The following is a 22,914-nucleotide window of genomic DNA, read 5'->3' on the forward strand; positions in this document are numbered from 1 at the left end:
CCACGAGGCCTCGCCCACCTGCCAGAAGAACAGCCGAACGATCCGGGCCGGCACCCGCCCCGACGCAGTGCGCCTGCCACGGTGCCCAACACCACACCCTTATTGATATCGATTTTCATTCCCGATACGTTTGTTCCGGTTGGATCAGGGACGACAGGGAGACCAAGCGGATGCACGACGTCATCGTCATCGGGGCAGGGCCGGCCGGACTGAACGCGGCTCTGGTACTGGGCCGCCAGCAGCGCAGGACACTCGTGCTCGACAGCGGCCGTCCGCGCAACAGCCCGGCGGACGAGATGCACATGTACCTCAGCAGGGACGGCATCTCCCCGGCCGAGTTCCGCGCGATCGGCCGAGGTGAACTGGACGCCTACGAGACGGTGGAGCTGCGTGCGGCGGAGGTGACGGCGGTCAAGGCCGTCGAGGGCGGGTTCGAGGTCCGGCTGGCGGACGGCACCGGGGAGCAGGCGCGCAAGATCCTGCTCGCGACCGGTCAGGTGGACGCCTTCCCCGCAGTCGGCGGGCTCGTGGAGCGGTTCGGCAAGAGCGTGTTCCACTGCCCGTTCTGCCACGGTTTCGAAGCCAGGAACAAGCCACTCGCCGTGCTGGGCGGCGACTTCGTCAGCGCGATCCTGTCGCTCTACCTCGCGGACCGGTTCAGCACCGATGTCGTGCTGTGCACCAACGGCCAGGCCACGTTGCCGGAGGAGCTCACCCAGAAGTTGCGCGATGGGGGCGTGGCACTGCGGGAGGAGCCGGTCGCCTCGGTCGAGGGTGAGCTCGACGACCTCACCGTCGTCTTCGGCGACGGCACGCGACTGCACCGCGGCGCACTGTTCCACAAGACCGCCACGAAGCAGCACTCCGCGCTCGCCGCCGACCTGGCTTGTGAGCGGTTCGAGGACGGCTGCGTGCGCATCGACGAGTTCGGGCAGACCTCGGTGCCCGGCGTGTTCGCCGCCGGTGACCTCGCCCGGCAGGCCGCGTTCCCCGAAGCGCTGACCTTCGTGATCCTCGGGGCCGCCGACGGCGCGCGAGCCGCGATCAAAATCGACAACGAGCTGTTCCGCGCGGACGCGGGCATCACGCCTGCGGCGGTCCGGCAGTGAGCGAACACGCACAGCTGGCGGAGATCTGGGCCGAGGTGCTCGGGCTCGGCGCCGCCGAGATCCGCGACGACGTCACCTTCCTGAGCCTCGGCGGGGACTCGCTGCTCGTCGTGCGGGTCGCCGCGCTGGTCAGGCAGCGGCTCGGCGCCCGGCTCGCGATCACACAGATCCAGCCGGTACACACGCTCGCCGAACTCGCGGAGCTGGTACGCCACCACGGAGCGGACGGAGCCGCGGCGCAGTCGCCACAGGTCCGGGTGAGCCGCCGGCCGGACACCGAGGCCCCGTTCGAGCTGCTTCCACTGCAACAGGCCTACTTCGTCGGACAGCAGGGCGCGTGGGAGCTCTCGCACGACTCGGCGCACTACTACATCGACTTCGCACTGTCCGATGTGGATGACGAGTTCGCTGCGGAGGCGATCGAGGACGGCCTGCGCCAGCTCATGATCCACCAGCCCGTGCTCAGGGCGCGCATCTCCGCGGACGGGCGGCAGAACATCCTTCCAGCCGACGACCCGTCGGTGGACGAACCGCCGCTGCGCGTGCACGACCTGCGCGACGCGAGCGACGACGAAGCCGACGCGGAGGTCGGACGCATCCGGGACGAGATGGGCGGCACCGGCCCCGATCCACGGCACGGCCCGGGTTTCGCGGTGCGGCTGTCCTTGCTGCCCAAGGCCCGTGCGCGGGTGCACATCGCGTTGAACCTCGCCCTCGCGGACGGCTGGTCCGCGCGGGTTTTCATGCGCGACCTGCTGACGCTGGCCGCCGATCCGAACGCGATGCTGCCGCCGATGCTGATCGACTTCGGCGACTACGTGGATGCCGTGCGACGCCTGCGCACGACTCCGCAGTGGCAACGCGACCGCGACTGGTGGTGGGAACGACTCGACACCATGCCCACCGCGCCGGCACTCCCGCTCGTCGCCGATCCCGCGGAGGTCCACGCGACCGGCATGGCGTTGCGGGAACGCGTTTTCGAGCTGTCGGAGTGGACGGGCGTGAAACAGGCGTGCTTCCGCCACGACGTCACCCCGTCCGCCGCGTTCACGACCGTCTACGCCTGTGCGCTGGCAAAACTCACGGGCAACAGGCGGATGCTGCTGAACACGTTGCAGGCGAACCGCCACCCGCTGCACCCTGACGTGGACCGCATGATCGGCGCGTTCTCCTCGACCGTGCTGGTGCCGCTCGAACTACCGGAGCGCGCCGAGTTCGGCGAGGTCGCGAAGTCGGTGGCCGCGCAGCTGAACGAGGCGCTGTCGCACAACCTCGTCAGCGGCGTCGAGGTGGCTCGCGAGCTGGCCCGGCGCCGGGGTACCCGGCGGCCGATCGCGCCGGTCGTCATGCAGAGCGCGGTCGGCAGCATGATGACGATGCTCGACGAAGGACTGCAGGACGACTACGGACCGTTGGGCGTGCTGGACGAACGTGACCACCACAACCGCATCCGGACTCCCCAGGTCATGCTGGAACTGCGCGCGTACGAGGCCGCGGGAGACATGGTGCTCTCCATGGCGAGCATCGACGAGCTCTTCGACGGCGACGTGCTCGACATCCTGTTCCGCGAAGTGGTCGACCGTGTCAGCGGCCTTGTGCGCGAAGAAGGCTGGGCACAGGTCGTGCAGCTGCACGGCGACGCCCAGCCGGTGCACCAGGTCCAGGAACCCCGCAGCACCGTGCGGCCCGGTCCTGCCCAGGGCAACGCCGAGCTGGAGGTCGCCGCTGTCTGGGCCGAGATCCTCGGACTGTCCGAAGTGGATCGGTCGGCGAACTTCTTCGAGCTGGGCGGCGACTCGCTGATGGCCATCCGGATGCTGCGAAGGCTGGGCCGTGACCGCGCGACGACACCGTCTCCCGGGGACTTCCTGCGATCTCCGGTGCTCGCGGATCTCGCCGCGCTGCTGGACGGGTCGGGGTCGTGAGATTCGACGATCTCTGGATCCAGGGCACGGGTGGGGTGCTGGGCGAGCTGGTCCCGATCGACGACGCCGTCGCGGCAGGCCGTTGCCCGGCGCACCGTGCGGAGAAGACCGGGATCGTGTCGGTCTCGGAGTCCTCGCGCACCGCGCCGGAGCTGGCGGTGGACGCGGCGCGGATGGCGATGACGCAGGCCGGGAACCCCGTTCCCGGCCTGCACCTGCACGCCGGTGCCTACGTACAGGGACCTGATCTGTCGTCAGCCGCCTGCAAGATCGCCGGTGAGGTCGTCGGTCCCGAGCTGCACGGGTTGACGCTGGAGATGTCGGCGCTGTCCAACGGGTCGGTGGCAGCGCTGGAACTGGCGGCGAGCGTGCTGTCCGGACGGCCGGACATGACGTGCGCACTGGTGACCGTCGCCGACCAGTTCCCGGAAAGCAGCATCGACCGCTGGAACGTCGACGCGGGCATCGTGGTCGGTGACGGCGCCGCGGCGGCGGTGCTCGGCCGGACGCCGGGAAAGCTCCGGTTGCTCTCGGTCGCCTCCTTCTCCGACCCGCGGCTCGAGACCGAACGGGCGAGCGCGGGAAGTGATCGCGGGGCCGCGGTGCGGCGGACCGTCGAGGGCACCAGGCGGGTGCTGGACCAGGCACTGGCCGAAGCAGGGCACACGCTGGCCGAAGCCAGGTGGGTGGTGCCGCCGTTCTTCGGCCGCGCGCTGGCCGCCAGGTCCTACCTGGACCCGCTCGGGCTCGACCCGCGCCGCACGCTGCTGGAGTTCGGGCTGCGCACCGGCCACGTCGGTGCCGTGGACCAGCTGCTCGGGCTCGACCACGTGCTGCGCTCCGGCAGGCTGAGGCAGGACGACGTCGTCGTCCTGCTCGGCGTGGGCAACGGGTTCACCTTCTCCTGCGCCGTGCTCCAGGCAGGAGAACTGGTCAGACGCAGGCGGTGAAGACGTGTTGTGCCAAGGGTGCCAGCGGACTGCCGGCACCCGGCAGCACCGGCCCCACCCGAAACCCGCCTGCCGTCAACCGCTCCACCCACTCGTGCTCGGTGAGGAAGATCCGGTCGGTGCCCGCACGGAAGTCGGTGAAGTCCTGCCTGGCTTCACCGACCCTGCCGGACATCAGGAACTGCATCGACGTCATCACCTGGTAGTGCTCCCGGCACGACTCGATGATCACCAGGTGCCCACCGTGCGCCAGCAGCCCGCGCAGCCGGGCCAGCACGACGTCCACGTCGTGCGCGTTGTGCAGCACGTTCGCCGCGATGATCAGGTCCACCGACTGCTCCGGCCGGTCCGGTTCGGCGTTGACGTCGAACAGGCCGAACCGCATCCAGGGCCGGTCGGCGAACCGCTCGGCCGCGGGAACCAGGAAGAACCGGCTCAGATCGGTGAACTCGTAGTCCACTCCGGACAGACCGGCGCGCTCCAGCTCCTCGACGACACCCGCGGTCGTGCCGCCGATCCCCGCGCCCACCTCGAGCACGCGTCGTGCACCCGCCCGCGCGATCTGCCGCACCAGCACGGCCGCGACGCGGTTGGTGTAGGTGCTGATGATGTTGTGCGAGTAGGTGCCCAGCGCGGTGGCGAAGTCCCCGTCCGGGAACATGATGTTCTGCACGGACACCTCGTCGCGCACGAGCAGCGGCAGGCAGTCGATGGACTGCAGGAAGAACCTGGTCAGCTCCGGCGGATAGCCCAGCGCCCGCCGCGCGTCGTCGAGTGCCGCCCTGGACGCGGCGAACTCGGCCTCCCCGGCCACCACCAGGCCGCGGTACCGGCCGTCCCCGGTCAGCCTGCCTTCCTCGACCAGCACCCGCAGCCAGCGCCGGACGATCCAGTGATGTCGCGGCACGACCCCCAGTGCGCGCATCACCTCCTCCGCCGACCGGGGCTCGCCCGCCACGAGCGCGCGGTCAGCGCTCAGGGCACGGGTGATCCCGAGCAACGCGGTCTCGTCGAGCCGCCGCATGTGAGCCGCGAGATCGGTCAGATCGTGTTCCCGCAACGCTTCCGTTCCAGCGTCGGCGGCCATCTCGAACGACGTCATCGCGTGCCGTCCCACTCCACGCGTACGGCAGGCTGCGGCTCACCGGGCCGGACCCTCGCGAGGTGGTCGCGGACGGCCTCGGCGAGCCGTCCGGCCACGAACCGGACGATCGGGTCGGCGGGCGCGGGGCCCGCGGGCGGGATCAGGTCCACCGGGTCGCCGGACGGCGCGCACACCCGCAGCCGGGTGGGGTCGTCGAGGTCGAGCCCGACGATCGCGCCCGTACCCGCGATGCGCTCGCGAAGCACGTGCGGCGCAACGCCTCCGGGGTCGTCGCACAGCAGCGCGTTCGGAAGCGGGGTCTCGCCTCCACCGGCCGGCACAGCCGGCGGCGCCACGTGCAGCACGACGTCGCAGCGGTAACGGGTCAGCTCCGTGTCGGCCGTCATCGTCTTGGCCCGCACCGACATCGTCACCGGGCGTTCGCACCGGGTGGCGATCTCGGCCAGCAGCTTCGGGTCGAACACGAACTCCTCGTCCGCGGCCGCGCGGCGGGCCGCGTCCTGGTCGTCGGAGGACAACCACCGGTAGTACCGCCCGGCCAGCCCCGCGTGCCGGAAGTCGCCGATGATCACTCTTCCGCCGTCCGCGACGACCGCCAGCGCGTCGGAGACGACCGCGTCGAGGTAGTCCCTGCCGGGAAAGCACTGGGTCACCGAGTTGATCAGCACGCAGTCCGGGCGCCTGCCCGCCAGCGCGGTGACGACCTGAGACGACCCGCTTTCGTGCGCGGCCGCCAGCACGACGCTGACACCGGGCAGTCCGGCGGCCGTCAGCCGTTCCACCGCCGCCTCGGACACGTCCGTGCCCACGTAGTGCTCGACATCGGTGCACAGGCGGCGCAGCAGCAAACCTGTGCCGCAGCCCAGTTCCAGCACGCACCGCGGGTTGCCCTCGCGCACCAGCTCCACGGTCCGGTCGATCCATTCGAGCATGTGCTCGCGCGGCAACGGCTCACCGGTGTCCGACGCGCGCCAGCCGGACAGGTCCGCCTCCGGCGGCTGACCGTCCGAGGTGAGGTAGATCCACTCATAGACCTCGGACCAGTGTTCGAGATGCTCGCGCACCAGGTCGCCGAGCACCGGCCGCACGGCGACCGCGTCCGCGTGCGGCCGGACGACGACCTCGTCACCGGTGTGGCGGGCTCGGCCGACCCAGGGGTGGGACGAGATCACGTCGATGATCGGGCGAGGGTCAGACATCGCTCTCCTCGAGCTCGTCACGCAGCCGGGCGGCGATGACACCGACGGCGGTTTCCTGCAGTACCGAATAGTGGTGGGCGTCGACGTCGACGGTTTCGAGGTGACCGTCCACGTACGGCGTCCAGCCGAGGTCGGCGGAGGACACGTCGTCCACGCCCATGCCGATCCCGGCGTTGCGCGGTGACGGGCGGCAGCCGCGGAAGAGCAGCACCCTGGTCGCGGCGTCCAGCGGGCGGGCGGCGTGATCGGCCAGCATCCGCAGATGCCGCGCGAACACCGAGAGCCGCAGGTCGGTCGTGGAGGCGCCCAGACCGTGGTCGCGCAGCCGCGCCGCGATCACCTCCCGCCTGGCCGCGGGGGTGAGTGCGGCCAGTGCGTCGTCGGCTCCCAGGTCGATCCCGCGGGCGGCTTCCAGCGAACGCATGAAGCGCAGGCACACCTCGCCGTCGACGTCGCTCCCCGGCGCGGGCGTGATCTCGGTGATGTGCTGCGGCAGGTTGGAGTCGATCAGAACGACGAGCTCGACCTCGTCTCCCGCCCTGGTGAGCTCCACCGCCACCTCGTGCGCCACGGTTCCGCCCATCGACCAGCCACCGAGCCGGTAGGGCCCCTCGGGCTGGCAGGCGCGAACGGCGTCCACGTACTGGCGCACCAACGCGGGCATGTCCCGCGGCGCGTCCAGCCCGGCGAGCTCGGGATCGGTCAGGGTGACCACGGTCTGGTGCTGGCCGAGCTGACCGGCGAGCTCGGCGTAGCAGAGCACATCTCCGCCGGAGGGGTGCAGCAGGAACAACGGCCGTGTGGTGCCCTGCTGGAACACGATCGCGTTGTCCGGCGGCCCGGCCAGTTCGCGCAGACGTCGCACGTAGCGGCCGAAGACCTGCTCGGCCCGCACCGGATCGACCTCGGGCTCAAGGACGTCCCACTGCACGAGCAGCGCTCCCCGCTGCACGTACACCTGGTGGTCCAGCACCACCTGCGGGGTCTGGCTGACCGCGTACACCTGCTCGCCGGCCCAGTCGAGGTCGTGCGGTTCCTCCAGCAGGTCCTCGACGCCGACGGCTCCGGTGAACACCACCGGCACCAGACAGCTCTTCCCGTCACTCGCCGACTTCTCCGCCAGAACGTCGAGGCCGGAGAACGCGCCGTGGTCGAGGTCGGCGAACAGGCGTCGTTGCGTCGCCCGGGCCCGTTCACCGAAGGTCCCCGCGGTGGCCGACTCGACCTCGTGGATCTGCAACGTCGTGAAGTCACCCACCAGCCGGTTGACGTCCGGATGCACCTGGCGACGGTCGTAGCGGGTCAGCGTGAGCGCGAACCGTTCGGTTCCCGACCACTCGCCGAGTGCTTCGGCGTACGCGGTCAGCAGCACGGCGGTCGGGGTGACGCCGAGCTCGCCTGCCCTGCGCTTCACCGCGTTCCACCGTTCTGGCTCCAGGCGTGCGGCCAGGCGGTGGAACCGCCGCGGGCCGGGACTGCCGGCGGCCGGCAGCACCGGTGCCTCCGGCAGGCCGGGCAGGCGGGCGAGCCAGTAGTCGCGGGCACGCGCCGACTCGCTCGCGGAGGCCGCGCGTTCCGCCTCTGCCACGTACTGGGCGAACGTGACTCCCAGTGCGGGAAGGTCATACGCCGGATTCGTGTAGAGCAGCCGGACCTCGCGGTCGGCGATCAGATAGCTCGCGACGTCGCAGACGAGGACGTCGACCCCGATGAACAACCGGGTCCTGCCCCGTGGCAGCGTGGCCGCCTGGATCTCCACCAACGGCCAGCGGTCGTGACGCGGCACGCGGTGGGCGATCCGCTCGCGCAGGGCGGCGAGCTTTTGCTCCCGTTGCGGTTCTTCGGTCCTCGTCAGGTCATGGCGCCGGATGCGGTACGGGGGCACCCGGTCGAACGTCAGGTTGCGTCCTTCCCGGGTGACGACGGTGCGGAGCATGGGGTGCCGGTCGATCACCGCGCGCCAGGCCGCCTGGTATCGGTCGAGGTCGAGGTCCTGGCAGTCGTACTCCAGGTAGAAGTGGCACGCCACCCCGCCGAGCCTGGCGTTGTTCCGGCCTGCCCAGTAGGCACGCTGCACCGGGGTGAGCGGGAAGTCGTCCTCCTCGCGTGGCGCGGGCTCCGGCCGGGTCACGGGTCGCTCCGGCGCCCGCACCGAAACCAGGGGCGCCAGCCCGGCGATCGTGGGCTGCGCGAGCAGGTCGCTCAGCCGCAGGTCGACGCCGTGCTCGTCCCGCAGGCGCGCCAGCATCCCGGTGGCGAGCAACGAGTGGCCGCCCAGCGCGAAGAAGTCCGCGTTCGTGTCGCGCACCTCGAACCCGAGCACGTCCGTCCACAGTGAACAGAGGAGTTTCTCGCTGTCGCCGGAGGACTCGGGCATTTCCGCGCCGTTCCCGGACTGGACGGCCATCCGCTCGTTCAGGTCACCAGGTGACACGCCGATCACCGGCGGCAGGTGCCCGTGGAACGCCGCGGCCAGCAGCCGGTCGAGCGAACGCATGCCGTCCCGCGCGCCGAGCGAGTGCCAGATCGCCACCGTGCGCTCACCGCCATCAGGACCGACCCGCCACCCGTCCCACGCGACGCTGAACCACGTGGTGGTGTCACCCCTGCGTTGTTCCGCCATCGCGTCCAGGAAGCGGTTGGCCGCCGCGTACGGCCCGAGCCCGAGGCCACCGACCAGCGTCGTCGCCGACGACATCAGCAGCACGGCCCTCGGCCTGCTCGGCAACCCGGCCAGCGCCTCCTCCAGCACCAACGCGCCGCGGACCTTGGCGCGGACGTGCGCCTGGACGACGTCGGGCCCGAGTGTCCTCAGTGGACCGACTCCGGCCGACGCCACCACTCCGGCCGCGTGGACGACGAGGTCGATCCGCCCGTGCAGTGCGACGAGCTCGGTCAGCAGCGCCCTGGTGGCCTCCAGGTCGGAGGCGTCCACCTGGCGCAGGGAGACGGCAAGACCGCGCTCCGCGAGCTCGCCGACGCGCCGGGCCCGATCACCCGCCGCAGTTCGCGACGTCACCACCACGGTGGCGCCGTGGGCGGATGCGAGGTGCTCGGCCGTGGTGAGCCCGACATCGCCGCCCCCACCGATGACGAGGACGACGCCGAGTCCCGGCACCGAACGGTCGTCGGGACGCCACACCGTCATGCCTCGCCGCCACCTCAATGCTCCGCGCACGGCGATCTCCGCGGGACGACCGCCGTCGCGCGACAGGTCGGCGACCTCGGCCGCGATCACGTCCGGACGCACCTCACCGTCGAGATCGAGCGACCGCCAGTGCAGCGCGGGCATCTCCTGGGCGAGCACCCTCGGCAGGGCCAGCACGGAGGCCACCGCGGCATCGGGCCGATCAGCGCTCTCCACCTGCTGTGCCCCGACCGTCACCTGCACCCAGTACCGAGGTGGCTGCTCGGCCACCGCCGCGGCGATCCGCCCGGTCTCCCGCACCGTCCACTCGACGTGTTCCGCCACGCCATCACATCGCCGCGCGCCCACCAGCGACACGACACCGTCGAGCCCCTGACCGTCCACTTCGGACAGCACTTCCGCGCCTCGTGCGGTCAACGCCGCCCTGACCACGCCGTCGTCGTCACCGACGACGAGCCAGCGTCCTTCGATCGGAGTCGTGCTCGGCAGTGGCTCCGCCCGGTTCCAGGTCGGCAGCTGCAACGGCTCGTCGACGGACGCGCCGGAAGCCGTGGCGGGCATGTTCTCCGGCGGGTCGACCCAGCAGCGGAGACGGTCGAACGGGTACTCGGGCAGGGCGACGCGCGCACCCCCGGCGCGGTCGACCGCCGCGAGGTCCACCGGCACACCGCGCGACCACAGCGTTCCCGCGACGCCCAGCATCGCCGCCCGCTCGCCGTCACGGGGAAAACCGGCGACGGTGTCGATCAGACCGGGCAGTCCGTGCCTGCGGGCGAGAGCGGCGAGACTCGCCCCAGGACCGATCTGGACCAGCACGGCGGGCCCGTCCTGCACCGCGGCACGCAGTGCGCCGGAGAAGTCGACCGTCGAGCGGAGGTGGTTCACCCAGTGCTCGGGATCGGTGAGCTCCGTGGTGGCGAGCCTGCCGGTGAGAGTGCTGACGACCGGCAGCGCCGGCGGGTTCGGGCGCAGTCGGGTCAACGCCGCCCGCAGGCGGGGTACGGCCGGTTCCACCAGACGGGAGTGGGCGGCGGCGTCGAGCGAAAGCTCCTCGCTGTCGATGCCTTCGCCCTTCAGCGCGGCGGCGAACACGGCGATGTCGTCACGGGGCCCGGCGACGACGCAGGCGTCCTCGGTGTTGATCACGGCCAGGTCGATCGACGGATGCGCGGCCAGCGCGGCGCGCACGTACGACACGTCCGCGGTGACCGCCAGCATCACGCCCCGTCCCGCGGCTTCCGCCATCCCGATCGAACGGGCGGCGACGACCTCGGCGGCCTCGGCGGGGCTGAACACGCCCGCGACCGTGGCGGCGGCGTACTCACCGAGGCTGTGGCCGAGCAGGACGTCCGGTGTGATCCCCCACGTGCGCAGCAGGATCGCCTGCGCCAGGCACACCGCGAACAGCGCGGGCAGACCGACCGCGGGGTCGCGGGCCAGCTCGGCGTCCGATCCGAGCACCACGTCGCGGATGTCGGCGCCCAGCAACGGGATCAGCAGCTCGGCCTGGTCGTCGATCACCGCGGCGAACTCGGGTTCGCTGCGGTAGGTCTGTGCTCCCATGCCCGGATGCTGGCTGCCTCCACCGGGGAAGGCGAAGATCACCCGAGGCGCGGTGTCACCCGCTTCCCGGCCGGACACCGCCCGGACACGGGCGAGCTCGTCGTGACCGCTCACCACTGCCGCCAGCCGGGTGCGGTGGGCCTTGCGGCCGTTCCTCAGCGTGTGGGAGATGTCGGCCGGGTCTTCGTCGGCGCCTGCCAGCGCGGACGCGGCGGCGGAGAGCGCACGTTCGCCGTGCGCGGACAGCACGATCAGGCGCGGCACGTCCGCCTTCGGCGTCGCGGCACGGACGGGCGGTTCACCGAGCACCACGTGCGCGTTCGTTCCGCCGATGCCGAAAGAGCTCACGCCCGCACGCCGCACACCGGACCAGGACCGCGCCTCGGTGACCACGTCGAAGGGCGAGCCGTCGAGGCCCAGATCGGGATTCACCGGTGTGGCGTGCAACGTCGGCGGGATCAGGCCGTGCCGCAACGCCAGCACGGTCTTGATGAACCCGGCGATGCCCGCCGCCGAGTTCGTGTGCCCGATGTTGCTCTTGACCGAGCCCAGGCCGCACCACGCGGGTCCCGCGCCGAACACCTTCTTCAACGCCGCGACCTCGATGGGGTCGCCGAGCCTCGTCCCGGTGCCGTGCGCCTCGACGTAGGAGACCTCGCGAGGGCCGACACCCGCGACACCGAGCGCCTCGGCGATCACCCGTGCCTGCCCGGAGACCGAGGGTGCGGTGAACCCGACCTTCGAGGCGCCGTCGTTGTTGACCGCGCTGCCGTGCAGCACCGCGAGAACCGGGTCCCGGTCGGCGATGGCGTCGTCGAGCCGGCGCAGCACCGCCACGCCGACACCCTGGCTGTACACGATCCCGGTGCCGTCGGCGGAGAACGCGCGAGTTCGGCCGTCCACCGAGAACATCGCGTCCGGCACGTGCAGGTACCCCTGGCCCTGTGGCACCGTCAACGACACACCGCCCGCCAGCGCGGTGTCGCACTCGCCCGCGAGCAGCGACTGTGCGGCGAGGTGCACCGCCACCAGCGAGGTCGAACAGGTGGAGTTCACCGCCACGGCGGGCCCACGCAGGTCGAGCCGATGTGCCACCTGCAGCGGAAGGTAGTCGGTGACGGTCGCCATCGCGGTCTGCAGGCTGCCGACCGGATCGGCACCACCGCCGACCGGGCTGTAGCGGTGCGCGAGGTTGCTCATGAGGTACGCGCTGTGCGCGGCGCCCGCGAAAACCCCGACGGCGCCCGCTCCCGCACCGTGCCCGTGTCCGGCTGACTCCAGTGCGTGCCAGCAACACTCCAGGAACAGACGCTGCTGGGGATCGAGCAGCGCCGCCTCGTTCGCGGTGAGCCCGAACGCCGCCGGGTCGAACAGGTCCTGCCCCTCGATGAGCCCCGCGACCGGAACGTAGGAGGGATGGCCGAGCAGCGACGCCGGAACGCCCGCTCGCCGCAGGTCGGCCTCGGTCAGCCTGGTGAGCCCTTCCCGTCCGCCGGCGAGCAGGCGCCAGAACTCGGAGGCGTTCGGCGCGCCGGGAAATCGGCAGCTGACAGCGGTGACCGCGAGCAGAGGCTGGTTCATCGGGCCAGCTCCGCCGCCATCGCCCTGGCCTGCCGCCGGTCGGACGCCCTGCCACCGGCGGCACGGACGACGGGACCCCGTGTGCCGGTGACGTGCTCGGCGAGGGCTCGAACTGTGTTGTGCGCGAACAGATCGACCACCGACAACGTCTCGCACAGCTCGGCGCGCAGTCTGCGGTGTGCCACGACGAGGTTCAGCGAGGTCGCGCCCAGGTCGAAGAACGCCCGGTCCGGATCGACCGTCCGCCCGAGCAGTTCGGTGAACACCTTGCGCACCGCCTCCAGCACCCCGGCGTCGGCGACGACCGGAACGGGTTCGTCCGGCGCGGCGGCGGAACTGCTCGCGGCGGGCGGTTCGGGAGCACGGGGAGCGATGACCACGGCAGGTGTGCCGGGCAGCGGCGCCAGCTCGATCAGCCCGTCGACGGGCAGGCCCTCGGCGAGCACCACGCCCGCCTGTGCGGCGGCCCCCGACACCGAGCGTGCCCACTCCCCCGCCGCCGACAGCGCCTGCGCCGGCGGAAGCTCACCGGGGTGCACGACCACGGACAGCCGGAGCCCCCGCTTCTCCGCCTCACCCCGAATGGCCGTCCACAGGTCGGTCGGGGGCTCCTCGGCCACGCGAGCGACCGGCGCCGGTTTGGCCGCGTAGGGGTTGGGCAGCGCCGAGTGGTCGACCTTGCCGTTCGCGGTGACGGGCAGCGCGTCGAGCAGCACGAACCGCGCGGGGATCATGTAGTCCGGCAGCCGTTGCGCCAGGCCCGCCACGGTGCGGCGCTCGTCCCACCCGTCGTCCGCGACGACGTGGGCGACGAGCCGGGGCCGCTGGTCGGGACCGGGCAGCGCCGACACGACGCCTCGGCGCACCCCGTCCTGCCGCGCGAGCACGGCCTCGATCTCGCCGAGCTCGATCCGGTGGCCACGCACCTTGACCTGACGGTCGACCCGGCCGAGGAACTCGATCGTGCCATCCGGCCGCCAGCGACCGAGGTCACCGGTCCGGTAGAGCCGTTGCCCGAGAACAGGATGCGTGCGGAAGCGCTCGGCCGTCTGGGTGGAGTCGCCGATGTACCCGCGGGCGACCCCACCGCCCCCGATGTGCAGCTCGCCCGCGACGCCCACCGGGACCGGCCGGTCCTCCTCGTCGAGGATCTGGAAGCTCTGACCGCGCAACGGCCGGCCGTACGGAATGCTCGGCCACCCCGGGTCCACCGCCTCCACCGGGTGGCAGATCGACCAGATGGCGGCCTCGGTGGCACCGCCGAGGCTGATGAACCGGACCTCGGGCGCCAGGGCGCGCAGCCGGTCGGGCAGGGAGACCGGGATCCAGTCGCCGGAAAGCATCACCAGGCGCAGCGACCGCAGGTCCCGCGCCGCCGCCTCCGGGTCGGCCTCCGCGTAGTCGACCAGCATCTCGAGCAACGCGGGTGCGGTGTTCCACACGGTGATCCGGTGCGCGGCGAGCAGCTCCAGCCAGTGCTGCGGATCACGCTGCCGATCCGGCGACGGCAGGACCAGCGCACCACCCGCGCCCAGGACGCCGTACACGTCGAACACGGACAGGTCGAAACTCAACGCGGACAAGGCGAGCACCCGGTCGTGCGGGCCGATGCCGAACCGGTCGACGACATCGTCGACCGTGCACCGCGCCATCCGGTGCTCGACGGCGACACCCTTCGGCAGCCCGGTCGAACCCGAGGTGAAGATCACGTAGGCCAGCTCGTCGGCACGCGGCTTGCCAGGAATCGCCTCACCGGGCTCGATCTCGTCGATGCGATGCACCGATGTCCCTTGCGGCGCTTGCAACTCCACGTTGGTGACCAGGTGCCGGATCTCGGCTCGCGCGCAGATCGACTCCAGTCGTGCCGCGGGCCAGGACGGCTCCACCGGAACGTAACCCGCGCCGGTGAGCGAGACGCCCAGCACCGCGGTGATCTGGTCGGCGGACTTGGCGCACACCACCGCGACGAGGTCGCCTGGACCAACCCCGTGTGCCACCAGGTGGCTCGCCACGTTTCCAGCCGCCGCCATCAGCGCGCCGTGCGTGACGGCGACACCGTCCTGCAGCACGGCCACTGTCCCGTCCGCGCGCCTCGCCACGCTTCGCCACGGATCGTGCAGCAGCTCCCCGACCGGTCCGAAAGGCGCGCGGTCGAGCGGCTCGGCCTCGGCGAAGGTGGGATCCCAGCCGAGGCAACGGTCCTGCCAGGCACCGTCGTCATCGGCGAGACGCCTCAGCAGTCGCAGGTACGCGGCGGCCATGCCGTCCACGTGCCCCGGCGGCAGGGCCTCGTCGACGGCGTCCCACGCGACGCGCAGCTCCCCGCCCTCCTCCCACACGATGTGGTCGAGCAGCACCTGCGGTGTCTGGGAGACCCCGAACACCTCTTCACCGAGCCACGCCGCCGCGGGCTCGTCGTCGGCCCCGAGCCCGATGCCGCTCGTGAACACGACCGGATAGGGCGGGGCGCCGTCGATCACCCGCCGATCGCCGTGCGCGCGGATCACCTCGACCCCCGACACCGACCGGTGGTCGAGGTCGGCCCAGAACTGGTGGTTGACGCTGCGCGCATAGTCGGTGAAACCCGGCCAGTCCAACGGATCGACGGCGGGCAACGCGATCAGCGCGGTGGTGGTGAAGTCACCGACGAGGTGCTCGAGGCCAGGCTCGTCGGGGCGGTCGAACAGGGTCGCGTTGAGACAGAACGGATCGCGCGCGCCCCAGCGGTTCAACACGAGCGCGAACGCGGCGAGCAGCAGCGCCGTCGGGCTGATGCCCTCACGTGCCGACCGGTCGCGCAGCCGCGCCCAGGCGGGACGGTCGAGCCGGACCTCGTGCCGGGTGAACCTCGGAACGCCGATCTCCTCGGCGGACCTCGTCCACGGCAACCCCGGACCGCCCGGCAGGTGTGTCGCGCGGGTCCTCCAGTAGTGCTCGTCCTGTTCCACCTGTTCCCTGCGCTGCGGGTCGGTGTCCCGGCGGCGGACGAGCTCGCCGAAAGTCGTCGGTGCACTGGGCAAGGGTGCCGCCGGATCGTCCGCCAGCACCCGCCACTGCCGCATCAGCAACAGCCAGCTCGCCATGTCCAGCGCGAGCACGTCCACCCCGAAGTGGATTCGGGTGCGCCCGTCCGGCAGCAACGTCGCGTGCACGTCGTACAACGGCCCGGTGTCCGGCGGTAGCACCTGGTGCGACTTCCGGTGCCTGAGCTCGGCGAGCACCCGGTCGCACTCCTGCTGGTCCGCGGCACGCAGGTCGGTGACACCGAACCGGCGGGGCCGCCCGGCGGGACCGGTCCGCTGCCTGCCGTCGTTCCCGACGACCATGCGCAGCATCGGATGCCAGGCGACCAGCCCGTTCCAGGCTTCCTCCAGGCGCTTCAGATCCGTTTCCTGGTCCGCGGCAACAGGATTCCGGTCGTACTCGTAGTAGTAGAAGGTGGCGACACCACCAAGCGGGAAAGCCGGATCACGACCCACCCAGTAGGCGGCCTGCACCGGGGTCAGCGGAAAAGATTCCTCGTTCTCCGGACGCCCGTCGGCGAGAGCCTCCAACGACAGCAGCGACGCCTGCCCGAGGAACGCGGTCAGCGGCAGATCGAGTCCCAGCCTGTCGCGCAACCGCCGCCGCAACCGGACCGCGAGGAAGGACTCCAGCCCCAGGCTCGTCAACGGCACGTCCGGAACGAGGTCGTCCCTGCTGATGCCCAGCACCTCGGCCACACACGAACCGACCTCACCCCGCTTCGACTCGCTCGGCTCACACCGCATGGACGAGGACATGCCACCTCCTGTGACAGAACGTCTCAACGCTCACCCGTTCGCGTCCGGCGAAGGGCCTCACCAGGTATACGATAATGAATGTCGTTATCGCTAGGTAATGACGATCACTCGACCGAGGAACCCAGATGCCTGACTCGTACGCCGGCGCGGCCGAACACTTCGACCTCATCACCAAGCCCTACTGGTCCGCGATCGGCCCGGCGTTGCACGCGATCCTGCGACAGGCGGGCGACGGCCCCGTCGTCGACATCGGCACGGGCACGGGCCTGGGCCTGCCCACGATCGGAGAAGCCCTGCCGGCACACGAGATCATCGCGATCGAGCCGTCACCGTCGCTGCGCATCAGCTTGTTCTCCCGGCTCGCGGACCACCCGGAACTGGCCGAGCGGGTCACGGTGCTGCCCACCGGCGTACAGGACGCCGAACTGCCACCACGACTCGGCGCCGTGGTGGGGATCAACATGCTCGGCCATCTGAGCCCTGCAGACCGAGCCGCGCTGTGGAGCCGGATCGCGGCCTCGCTCGCACCGGGCGCACCCGCCGTGTTCACACTGCAGCCGCCGGACCGCCCCGCCAGCATCCCGGAAAGCCCGTTCGGCGAGGCCGCGGTCGGACGCCTGCGCTACAGCGCGTCCGGGTCGGCCGAACCGTCCGGAGTGGACCAGGTCACCTGGCGGGTCACCTACCGCGTCCACGACGGCACGAACCTGCTCTCCGAACGGACGATGCAACACCAGTGGTGGACGATGGGCGAAGACCAGCTCGACGACGAGCTCCACCACGCAGGCCTGCGCGCGAGCCGTCGTGATGGTCTCGTGGTGGCCCACCAACAGTAACGAGACCACTGCGGCGGGCCTGACAACCCGGGCTCATCGTGCCGCGCAAAATACTCGTCAAACAGGTGGATGTGCAGGGCACGCAGGTCTGCGGAGGTCGGTCTCGACCTACGATGACCATCGTCCCAACGCGAGGATCGCAGCCGGGATTACTCGTGCAGTCATCTCTCGAAAGGAACGTCCATGCGCCTGACGAACGGGGTCGTCCGCAAGGGCCTTGTCATCCTCTCACTCGCTGCCGCGGCTACCGCGGTGTCCAGTCTCCCTGCACAGGCCGGGCGTACCGACTGGCTGCGCGGGCCGGAGCGCACCGCCGAGGAATTCCCCCAGCACAACGACTTCGCTGATCTGGCGGCGCTGTGCAAGAAGCAGCGTGGCACCGCAGGGCAGCGTCTGGTCGACACGCCCAACGGAAATCTCCAGGCTGTGCTGGAGTGCAAGCACTGACAGTCCGTCGTGGACGAACGTCCTCGCGCCCGCTCGTCTCTGTGCCGCGATCGAACGTGATCGCTCGCAAAGCCGTGCCGTCTCGGGATCACCACCACCGCGGGGTGATCCCGAGCGGGACCCGTGAGACAGGACCCCGCGTCCCGAATCGACGAGACTCCACTTGAGACTGTTCCCTGCTGGAGCGCCGGCCGGAATCACCGACGCTCACGCATCTTCCCCGCGGACCTGTCCGGCCGACTGGAGCCTCAACTGCCTGCTCAACGAGAGCGCGGCCGGGATTCACCTCGACGCCGGCAACGGCCTGACCGGCATGCACTTCGACTTCCTGGCAACGGAGGCGGCACTCGACGTCGGCTGAGCAGGCCCTGCGACTCGTCGACTCGATCCACCTCGCCCCGGCCGACGACGGCACCGCCCTGGCGGTCGACGACCGGACGCTGACAGCCTTTCACCTCAATCGGACGCGCTCGTGACCGAACTCGCCGGGTTGGGCTGCCTACTGGTGCAGCCCCCAACGTTGCCGTGGTAATTCGCGGTCAGACGGTGCGTCGTGGCGCTTTGCTGAGCGCGAATCACCCGCCCTCCGGCGCGGTTTCCTGGTAGTTCCGGGCATCAACCCGCACCGTGCAGGATCGACGGTCGCTCAGACCGGTTTGACAAGACGAAGGCGACAACTGTCAAGCCTCGCACCAGCACGGGCGCCGGAGATCCGAGCAGCTGGTCGACTGCGCGAACTGGCCCCGGCGCATGACACCGGTCGCGACTCGGCAATCGTCGCACCCGAGACGGATTTCTAGAATTGACAATGTTTCTTCGAGAAACGCCGGTAGCCGCGGCGGTATCTCCGCTGCCATATTCTCAGAAATACGCTCTCCCTGCCAGTGAGGATGACTCGATGACGAAGAAACTCCTCTTTCAGTACGGCCTGATCGTCGCCGCCATTTCGGCCATGGCGTTCGCGAGCCCGGTTACCCAGGCCGGCGTCGGACTTGACGCCCACCCGACGCAGGCCGAGGCCATCGCGTCCCAGCAGGGCGCCATCACGCTGCCGCTCGCCAACCTTCAGGTGGACACCTCGCAAGGCGACCCGCTGCAGGCCGTCGAGGCCGAGCCCGGTCAACGCGCCGCCACTGCCCGGTCAACGCGCCGCCACTGCCGATGCCCGGGCGGCGGCGAACGCCTGGCCCACGCCGAACCGTCGCAGCTGGCACCTCACCAGTTCGTGCCAACGCCACGCCTCGGCGATCAGGAAGGGCGCGGCAGCATGGCAGGGGATGACCGAGGGCGGAGGCACCCCGGTGGAGTGCACGAACAGCTACATCAAGGGATGCGGCAACAGCCCCACCGTCGTCGGCTGCAACTGGGGCCGAGGACAGCGGATCGTCCTGTACATGAGCGGTGTCCGGGACGGAGCCCTTCTCGCCGCGCACGAGTTCGGCCACGACTGGTTCGACCACTCGCGGCAGCGGTGCAGCGGCTGGAGCAGCCCGGAGCACGTCATGGGACAGGCCACGTGCCAATGACGCCTGCGTCGCCGTGAGCGGCAGTGCTGCGGTCGTCAGTCACAGGTGCCCGGACGTCCACTACTGCAAAGGAACCGTTCTCCGGGAAGCATGTCGTGCGTGAAGATCTCCTGCTTCGCCCCGTCCGGCGACAGACCGGCCACAGTGGACGGTCGGTCGCCGGACGGCGGCAAGATGGCGACCATCAAGGGATGGTCCGTCTCGGCCGCACGGCAGTGATCTCCGTTCCTGCCGCCGATGAACGGCCGAAGCGAGCGCAACAGAACTCTTGTCCAATATGGACATGTTCGAACAACCGCCATCCGGGTATCGTCTGTGTTAGGCCCGTCTCACGGGCGGACGATCCGAAGGGGTGGCCGATGACCGGGAGCACCACGACAGCGCCGGAGACCGTCGCGGCGCGTCTGCTGCCGCTCTACGCGGCCGCGCTGGCGGGAGAAAGCTTCTGGGAGGCGAAAACCGCCGCCGAGGTGAGGGACACGGGCGAGCAGTGGCAGCGTTCGGGAGGATCGCTCGATCTCCTGCTCGAGACCGTCAGCACCATGGCGAGCCGGCTCATCGAGACCACGTTGAGCGACCACGTCGACCTGCATGCGCACTCCTGCGCGATGAAGCGGTTCGGTGATGCCTGCAGTCACGTGACCATCGAGCTGGTGCGTGGGTTCAACCAGGCCGGAGTTCACGAGGACGCGGGTGACACCGGGCAGCGGAGCAGGCATGATCTCGCGCTCGACGTACTGACCGGACGAACGGCGGCGCGGCGCGGCGAGCAGTTCCCATCCGCGTACGCGGTGGTGGCGCTGAAGGTTCGCGGAGCGACTTCCGCCACGACGGAGAACGCATTCCTCCGCCATGGCGGTCCTGACACGATGGCGCTGCTGCACGGGGACAGCGGATGTGTTCTGCTGCCTGTGCAATCGGAGGAAGAAGCGGTGCGAGTGTGCACACGCGTCTCGGCGGCACTGCGTCCTCATGAGATGTGGGCCGCGGTGGCCTGGGCGGAGACGACCGATGTGCCAGAAGGGCTGCAGGTGGCATCGGATGTGCTGGCCATCGTCACCGCTTTGCACCTGCCGTCCCGCGTTTACCGCCGTCATGACGTGCCGGCCGAGTACGCGGCTGTCCGCTCCCCCGCGATCGCCTCGCGCCTGCTGCGGTTGATCGAGCCGGTGATGGACTCGGCCGTCCTGCGGGCGACCCTCGAAGCGCTGGTCACGGAGGACGGCAACCGCACCCGCGCGGCCGAACGACTGATCATCCACCGCAGCACCATCGACTATCGGTTGCAGCGCATCGAGCAGCTGACCGGCCAGTGCCCCGCGAGCGTGCTGGGCATGCGCACACTCACCACCGCCTTCGTGCTGCACTCGTTGCGGGAGCAGGACCACAGCGCGGAAGCCGGTCTCGGGTCCGCCCTGCCGCAAGGCGCCTGATCGAACCGGTCTCCTTCATCTTCCGGAGTCAGGGCTCGCGCCGCCGTACAACGTCCTGCAGGCGATGAGGGCGGAGGCGAGAACCTGCACGCCGCGCCCGGTACCCGGCTGACACCCGGTGAGCTGCTCGATGCGGTGCAACCGGTGGTCCAGCGTGCTGCGGTGGATCTGCAACAGGGACGCCGACCTGCTGCGGTTGCCGTTGGTGGCGATGAGCACTTCCAGCGTGGCGAGCAGCATCTCCTGTCGAAGGACCGGGGTGATCATGTCGACCAGGGACTCCGTCACGGCGCGGTCCCGCAGCACCGCGTAGTCGACGAGAACGTCGTCGAGCCCGTACACACCGGGTTGCCGGCAACGCACGAGCGAGAGCACGGAACACGCCTCCCGCCTGCCGTCGCTCACCTCCCGCAGCACCCGCCAGGACACCGCGAACCACGGCGCTCCCCCGAGCAGCCCGTGCACCTGCCTGCAGAGGTTCACCGCCTGTGCCTCGTCCTGCGCCGGCACCAGCACGTAGCTGTCATCGCCGTCGCGCAATGACAGCACGCCACGACCAGCACAGGCCTGGAAAGCGCCGTGCAGCACCGTGTTCGTTTCGTCCACCGCCAGATCCGGCCAGCGCACGGCGACCACGCCGTAGCTGTTGGCCGCCGACTTCCGCAGCTCCGGAGGCACCTCGTCGCTCCACAACAGGGCCGAGGCGAGCAGCTCTTGGTCGACCTGCCCGCTCCCGTGGTCCTCGGGACGGGATTCATACGCCTGCTGGAACCCGATGAGCACCTCACCGGCGAATCGGGCGCCGTGCGCGCGAACGCGGTTCGCGAGCTCGACGCCGCCTCCGTCGGTCGCCACCGCGTGCGCCCTTTCCTCCGTGACGCCGCGCAGCATCGACAGCAACGGGTCGAGCAGGTAGTGCGACACAGCCCATCTGCTGCCCAGTTCTCGTAGCCGGACAAGGCCGCGCTCGGACGGCACCCCGCGCTCGAGCGTCTCCTGGTGCGCCGAGATGGCGAGCACGCGGGCCGCCTGCAACCCCGCCACATCGCAGGACAGCGTCGCCGCGAGCTCAGCCGGCCGCGTGGCGACAATTGTTTCGCTCACTTGAGACATGCGTCCTCCCCTGGATATGGCATCCTCGCGAGAGCAGGCACTCACCCACCCACAAGGGTGTACACGCGCGTGCAATTGAATACGGACTGTAACCACATTTTGCCCCGATTCCCCCTTCGCCCACCACTTTCACCGTAACTCGGAGATCTTTCGCGTAACTTGCCGAAAGCCTGCGCGACCACGCCCGTCGAATCCGCCGAACGAGCTCGCCTCCAGCGGAACCCTCTGGGACGCGAGCGAGAGGGCACCATTCGAGACGCATTCCGAGAAACTCCGAACGCGACTCGACGAGCAAGGCGCCGCGTTCGGCGGTACATATGTAGTTCGCCTCACCCCGCCACCACTTCACCCCGGTTCTGACACAGGGTGGAAGACACAGCCTGGACAGCTCATGCAACAGAAGAGACCTGCTGACGTTCCCGGACGACGCCCGTTGCGCGTACTCGTCGCCCATGACCGGCTGTCGGCCGCGACGGCCGTCCGCGACCACCTGAGCTCGGCAGGGATGCGGGTCAGGGCTGCGCCACTGGGAGAGCAGACGCTCGACCACGTCCAGAGCAGTGACTCCGACGTCGTCCTGCTCGGCGCCCTGGAACCGGACTTCACCGCAGGCACCGTGGCCAGGAGCTTGCTCAGCATGCGGGAGCGCCCCGGCATCGTGTTCATCACCAGGTACGAAGGGGCCGCCGAGCTCTGTCTCGCCGACGACTTCGTCCGGCCGGACTGCGATCCGGCCGAGCTCGTGCTCCGCGTCGAGGTGCTCGCGGCGAGGAGATCTCTGCCCGCCCCCGGTGCGACGCTCGAGACAGGACGGGTCTGGATCGACTGCGACGCCCGGCAGGTGCGCGTCGACGGCCGGCCGGTGAGCCTGACGCTGACGGAGTTCGAACTGCTGTCCCTGCTGGCGAGCAACGCCGGACGAGTGGTGACGAGGTCGACCATCCTCGACCGGGTGTGGTGCTACGGGTTCGACGGCGAGTCGAACATCGTCGAAACTTTCGTCTCGGCACTTCGCCGCAAGCTCGCCGACACCGATCGTTCACTCATCCGCACCGTCCGCGGCATCGGCTATCTCCTCGCTACCGAGAGCCTCAATGACTGAATCGTTTTAGCGGTCACCCGAGCCACGCCCTCCGAAAAACTGCGGATGCGGTTTCCGAATTATTTCCTGAGCTTATCTTCATGTTCCACATTCCG

15 protein-coding genes are annotated in these 22,914 nt (G+C 70.2%); 9 read left to right on the forward strand and 6 right to left on the reverse strand.

Annotated elements, in window-relative coordinates:
* Positions 1–170 precede the first annotated feature (170 nt).
* Genes UK23_RS21640 through UK23_RS21650 form a run of 3 tightly spaced genes read left to right on the forward strand, consistent with a single transcriptional unit; the run spans position 171 to position 3,984 of the window.
* On the forward strand, positions 171–1,109 hold the full coding sequence (locus UK23_RS21640; RefSeq protein ID WP_045313405.1) for an NAD(P)/FAD-dependent oxidoreductase: 939 nt from the start codon (positions 171–173) through the stop codon (positions 1,107–1,109).
* The gene (locus UK23_RS21645; RefSeq protein ID WP_045313406.1) at positions 1,106–3,034 is read left to right on the forward strand and encodes a phosphopantetheine-binding protein; all 1,929 of its coding nucleotides are present in this window, start codon (positions 1,106–1,108) and stop codon (positions 3,032–3,034) included. Before UK23_RS21640 ends, UK23_RS21645 begins: the two co-directional genes overlap by 4 nt.
* Positions 3,031–3,984: a ketoacyl-ACP synthase III family protein gene (locus UK23_RS21650; RefSeq protein ID WP_045313407.1), complete on the forward strand. Its 954-nt coding sequence runs from the start codon at positions 3,031–3,033 to the stop codon at positions 3,982–3,984. Before UK23_RS21645 ends, UK23_RS21650 begins: the two co-directional genes overlap by 4 nt.
* Here the strand turns inward: UK23_RS21650 and UK23_RS21655 are convergent.
* From UK23_RS21655 to UK23_RS21670, 4 genes are read right to left on the reverse strand one after another with little or no spacing between them, the layout of a single operon-like run.
* Positions 3,968–5,086: a class I SAM-dependent methyltransferase gene (locus UK23_RS21655; RefSeq protein ID WP_156213291.1), complete on the reverse strand. Its 1,119-nt coding sequence runs from the start codon at positions 5,084–5,086 to the stop codon at positions 3,968–3,970. The two genes, UK23_RS21650 and UK23_RS21655, sit on opposite strands and share 17 nt — an antisense overlap.
* The gene (locus UK23_RS21660; RefSeq protein ID WP_045313408.1) at positions 5,083–6,288 is read right to left on the reverse strand and encodes a class I SAM-dependent methyltransferase; all 1,206 of its coding nucleotides are present in this window, start codon (positions 6,286–6,288) and stop codon (positions 5,083–5,085) included. The genes UK23_RS21655 and UK23_RS21660 overlap by 4 nt, the downstream gene beginning before the upstream one ends.
* The gene (locus UK23_RS21665) at positions 6,281–12,580 is read right to left on the reverse strand and encodes a type I polyketide synthase (protein ID WP_045313409.1); all 6,300 of its coding nucleotides are present in this window, start codon (positions 12,578–12,580) and stop codon (positions 6,281–6,283) included. The genes UK23_RS21660 and UK23_RS21665 overlap by 8 nt, the downstream gene beginning before the upstream one ends.
* A complete protein-coding gene (locus UK23_RS21670) occupies positions 12,577–16,362 on the reverse strand; it encodes a non-ribosomal peptide synthetase (RefSeq protein ID WP_052684918.1) in 3,786 nt (1,261 codons plus the stop codon). The genes UK23_RS21665 and UK23_RS21670 overlap by 4 nt, the downstream gene beginning before the upstream one ends.
* A gap of 125 nt (positions 16,363–16,487) precedes the next feature.
* On the opposite strand from UK23_RS21670, the gene UK23_RS21675 reads away from it, so the two are divergent.
* From UK23_RS21675 to UK23_RS21685, 3 genes are all read left to right on the forward strand, one after another.
* Positions 16,488–17,198 (forward strand): class I SAM-dependent methyltransferase, encoded by a 711-nt coding sequence (locus tag UK23_RS21675; RefSeq protein ID WP_045313410.1) that lies wholly within the window; start codon positions 16,488–16,490, stop codon positions 17,196–17,198.
* Between the two features lie 183 nt (positions 17,199–17,381).
* Positions 17,382–17,645, forward strand: coding sequence for a hypothetical protein (locus UK23_RS21680; protein WP_045313411.1), 264 nt, complete (start codon positions 17,382–17,384; stop codon positions 17,643–17,645).
* Between the two features lie 163 nt (positions 17,646–17,808).
* The gene (locus UK23_RS21685; protein ID WP_045313412.1) at positions 17,809–18,006 is read left to right on the forward strand and encodes a hypothetical protein; all 198 of its coding nucleotides are present in this window, start codon (positions 17,809–17,811) and stop codon (positions 18,004–18,006) included.
* Positions 18,007–18,441: 435 nt separating this feature from the next.
* Here the strand turns inward: UK23_RS21685 and UK23_RS52775 are convergent, their stop codons facing one another.
* A complete protein-coding gene (locus UK23_RS52775) occupies positions 18,442–18,768 on the reverse strand; it encodes a hypothetical protein (RefSeq protein ID WP_196777811.1) in 327 nt (108 codons plus the stop codon).
* Positions 18,769–18,922: 154 nt separating this feature from the next.
* On the opposite strand from UK23_RS52775, the gene UK23_RS21690 reads away from it, so the two are divergent.
* Together UK23_RS21690 and UK23_RS21695 are read left to right on the forward strand one after the other, a co-directional pair.
* A complete protein-coding gene (locus UK23_RS21690) occupies positions 18,923–19,171 on the forward strand; it encodes a hypothetical protein (protein WP_052684919.1) in 249 nt (82 codons plus the stop codon).
* Positions 19,172–19,530: 359 nt separating this feature from the next.
* Entirely contained in the window at positions 19,531–20,604 is a 1,074-nt protein-coding gene (locus tag UK23_RS21695; protein WP_045313413.1) for a PucR family transcriptional regulator, read from the forward strand.
* Between the two features lie 15 nt (positions 20,605–20,619).
* Here the strand turns inward: UK23_RS21695 and UK23_RS48840 are convergent, their stop codons facing one another.
* Positions 20,620–21,717, reverse strand: coding sequence for a PucR family transcriptional regulator (locus UK23_RS48840; protein WP_082114857.1), 1,098 nt, complete (start codon positions 21,715–21,717; stop codon positions 20,620–20,622).
* Between the two features lie 391 nt (positions 21,718–22,108).
* On the opposite strand from UK23_RS48840, the gene UK23_RS48845 reads away from it, so the two are divergent.
* Complete coding sequence (locus UK23_RS48845) at positions 22,109–22,819, forward strand: response regulator transcription factor (protein WP_082114858.1); 711 nt, start codon at positions 22,109–22,111, stop codon at positions 22,817–22,819.
* Positions 22,820–22,914: the final 95 nt, after the last annotated feature.

Origin of the sequence: Lentzea aerocolonigenes (genome assembly GCF_000955955.1) — a bacterium.
Lineage (GTDB): Bacteria > Actinomycetota > Actinomycetes > Mycobacteriales > Pseudonocardiaceae > Lentzea > Lentzea aerocolonigenes_A.

Coding starts and splice junctions, on each gene's coding strand:
- UK23_RS21670 (WP_052684918.1), bottom strand. CDS start 16,362: ATGTCCTCGTCCATGCGGTGTGAGCCGAGCGAGTCGAAGCGGGGTGAG.
- UK23_RS21680 (WP_045313411.1), top strand. CDS start 17,382: ATGCGCCTGACGAACGGGGTCGTCCGCAAGGGCCTTGTCATCCTCTCA.
- UK23_RS21655 (WP_156213291.1), bottom strand. CDS start 5,086: ATGACGTCGTTCGAGATGGCCGCCGACGCTGGAACGGAAGCGTTGCGG.
- UK23_RS48840 (WP_082114857.1), bottom strand. CDS start 21,717: ATGTCTCAAGTGAGCGAAACAATTGTCGCCACGCGGCCGGCTGAGCTC.
- UK23_RS21665 (WP_045313409.1), bottom strand. CDS start 12,580: ATGAACCAGCCTCTGCTCGCGGTCACCGCTGTCAGCTGCCGATTTCCC.
- UK23_RS21690 (WP_052684919.1), top strand. CDS start 18,923: ATGACCGAGGGCGGAGGCACCCCGGTGGAGTGCACGAACAGCTACATC.
- UK23_RS21675 (WP_045313410.1), top strand. CDS start 16,488: ATGCCTGACTCGTACGCCGGCGCGGCCGAACACTTCGACCTCATCACC.
- UK23_RS21640 (WP_045313405.1), top strand. CDS start 171: ATGCACGACGTCATCGTCATCGGGGCAGGGCCGGCCGGACTGAACGCG.
- UK23_RS21695 (WP_045313413.1), top strand. CDS start 19,531: ATGACCGGGAGCACCACGACAGCGCCGGAGACCGTCGCGGCGCGTCTG.
- UK23_RS21660 (WP_045313408.1), bottom strand. CDS start 6,288: ATGTCTGACCCTCGCCCGATCATCGACGTGATCTCGTCCCACCCCTGG.
- UK23_RS48845 (WP_082114858.1), top strand. CDS start 22,109: ATGCAACAGAAGAGACCTGCTGACGTTCCCGGACGACGCCCGTTGCGC.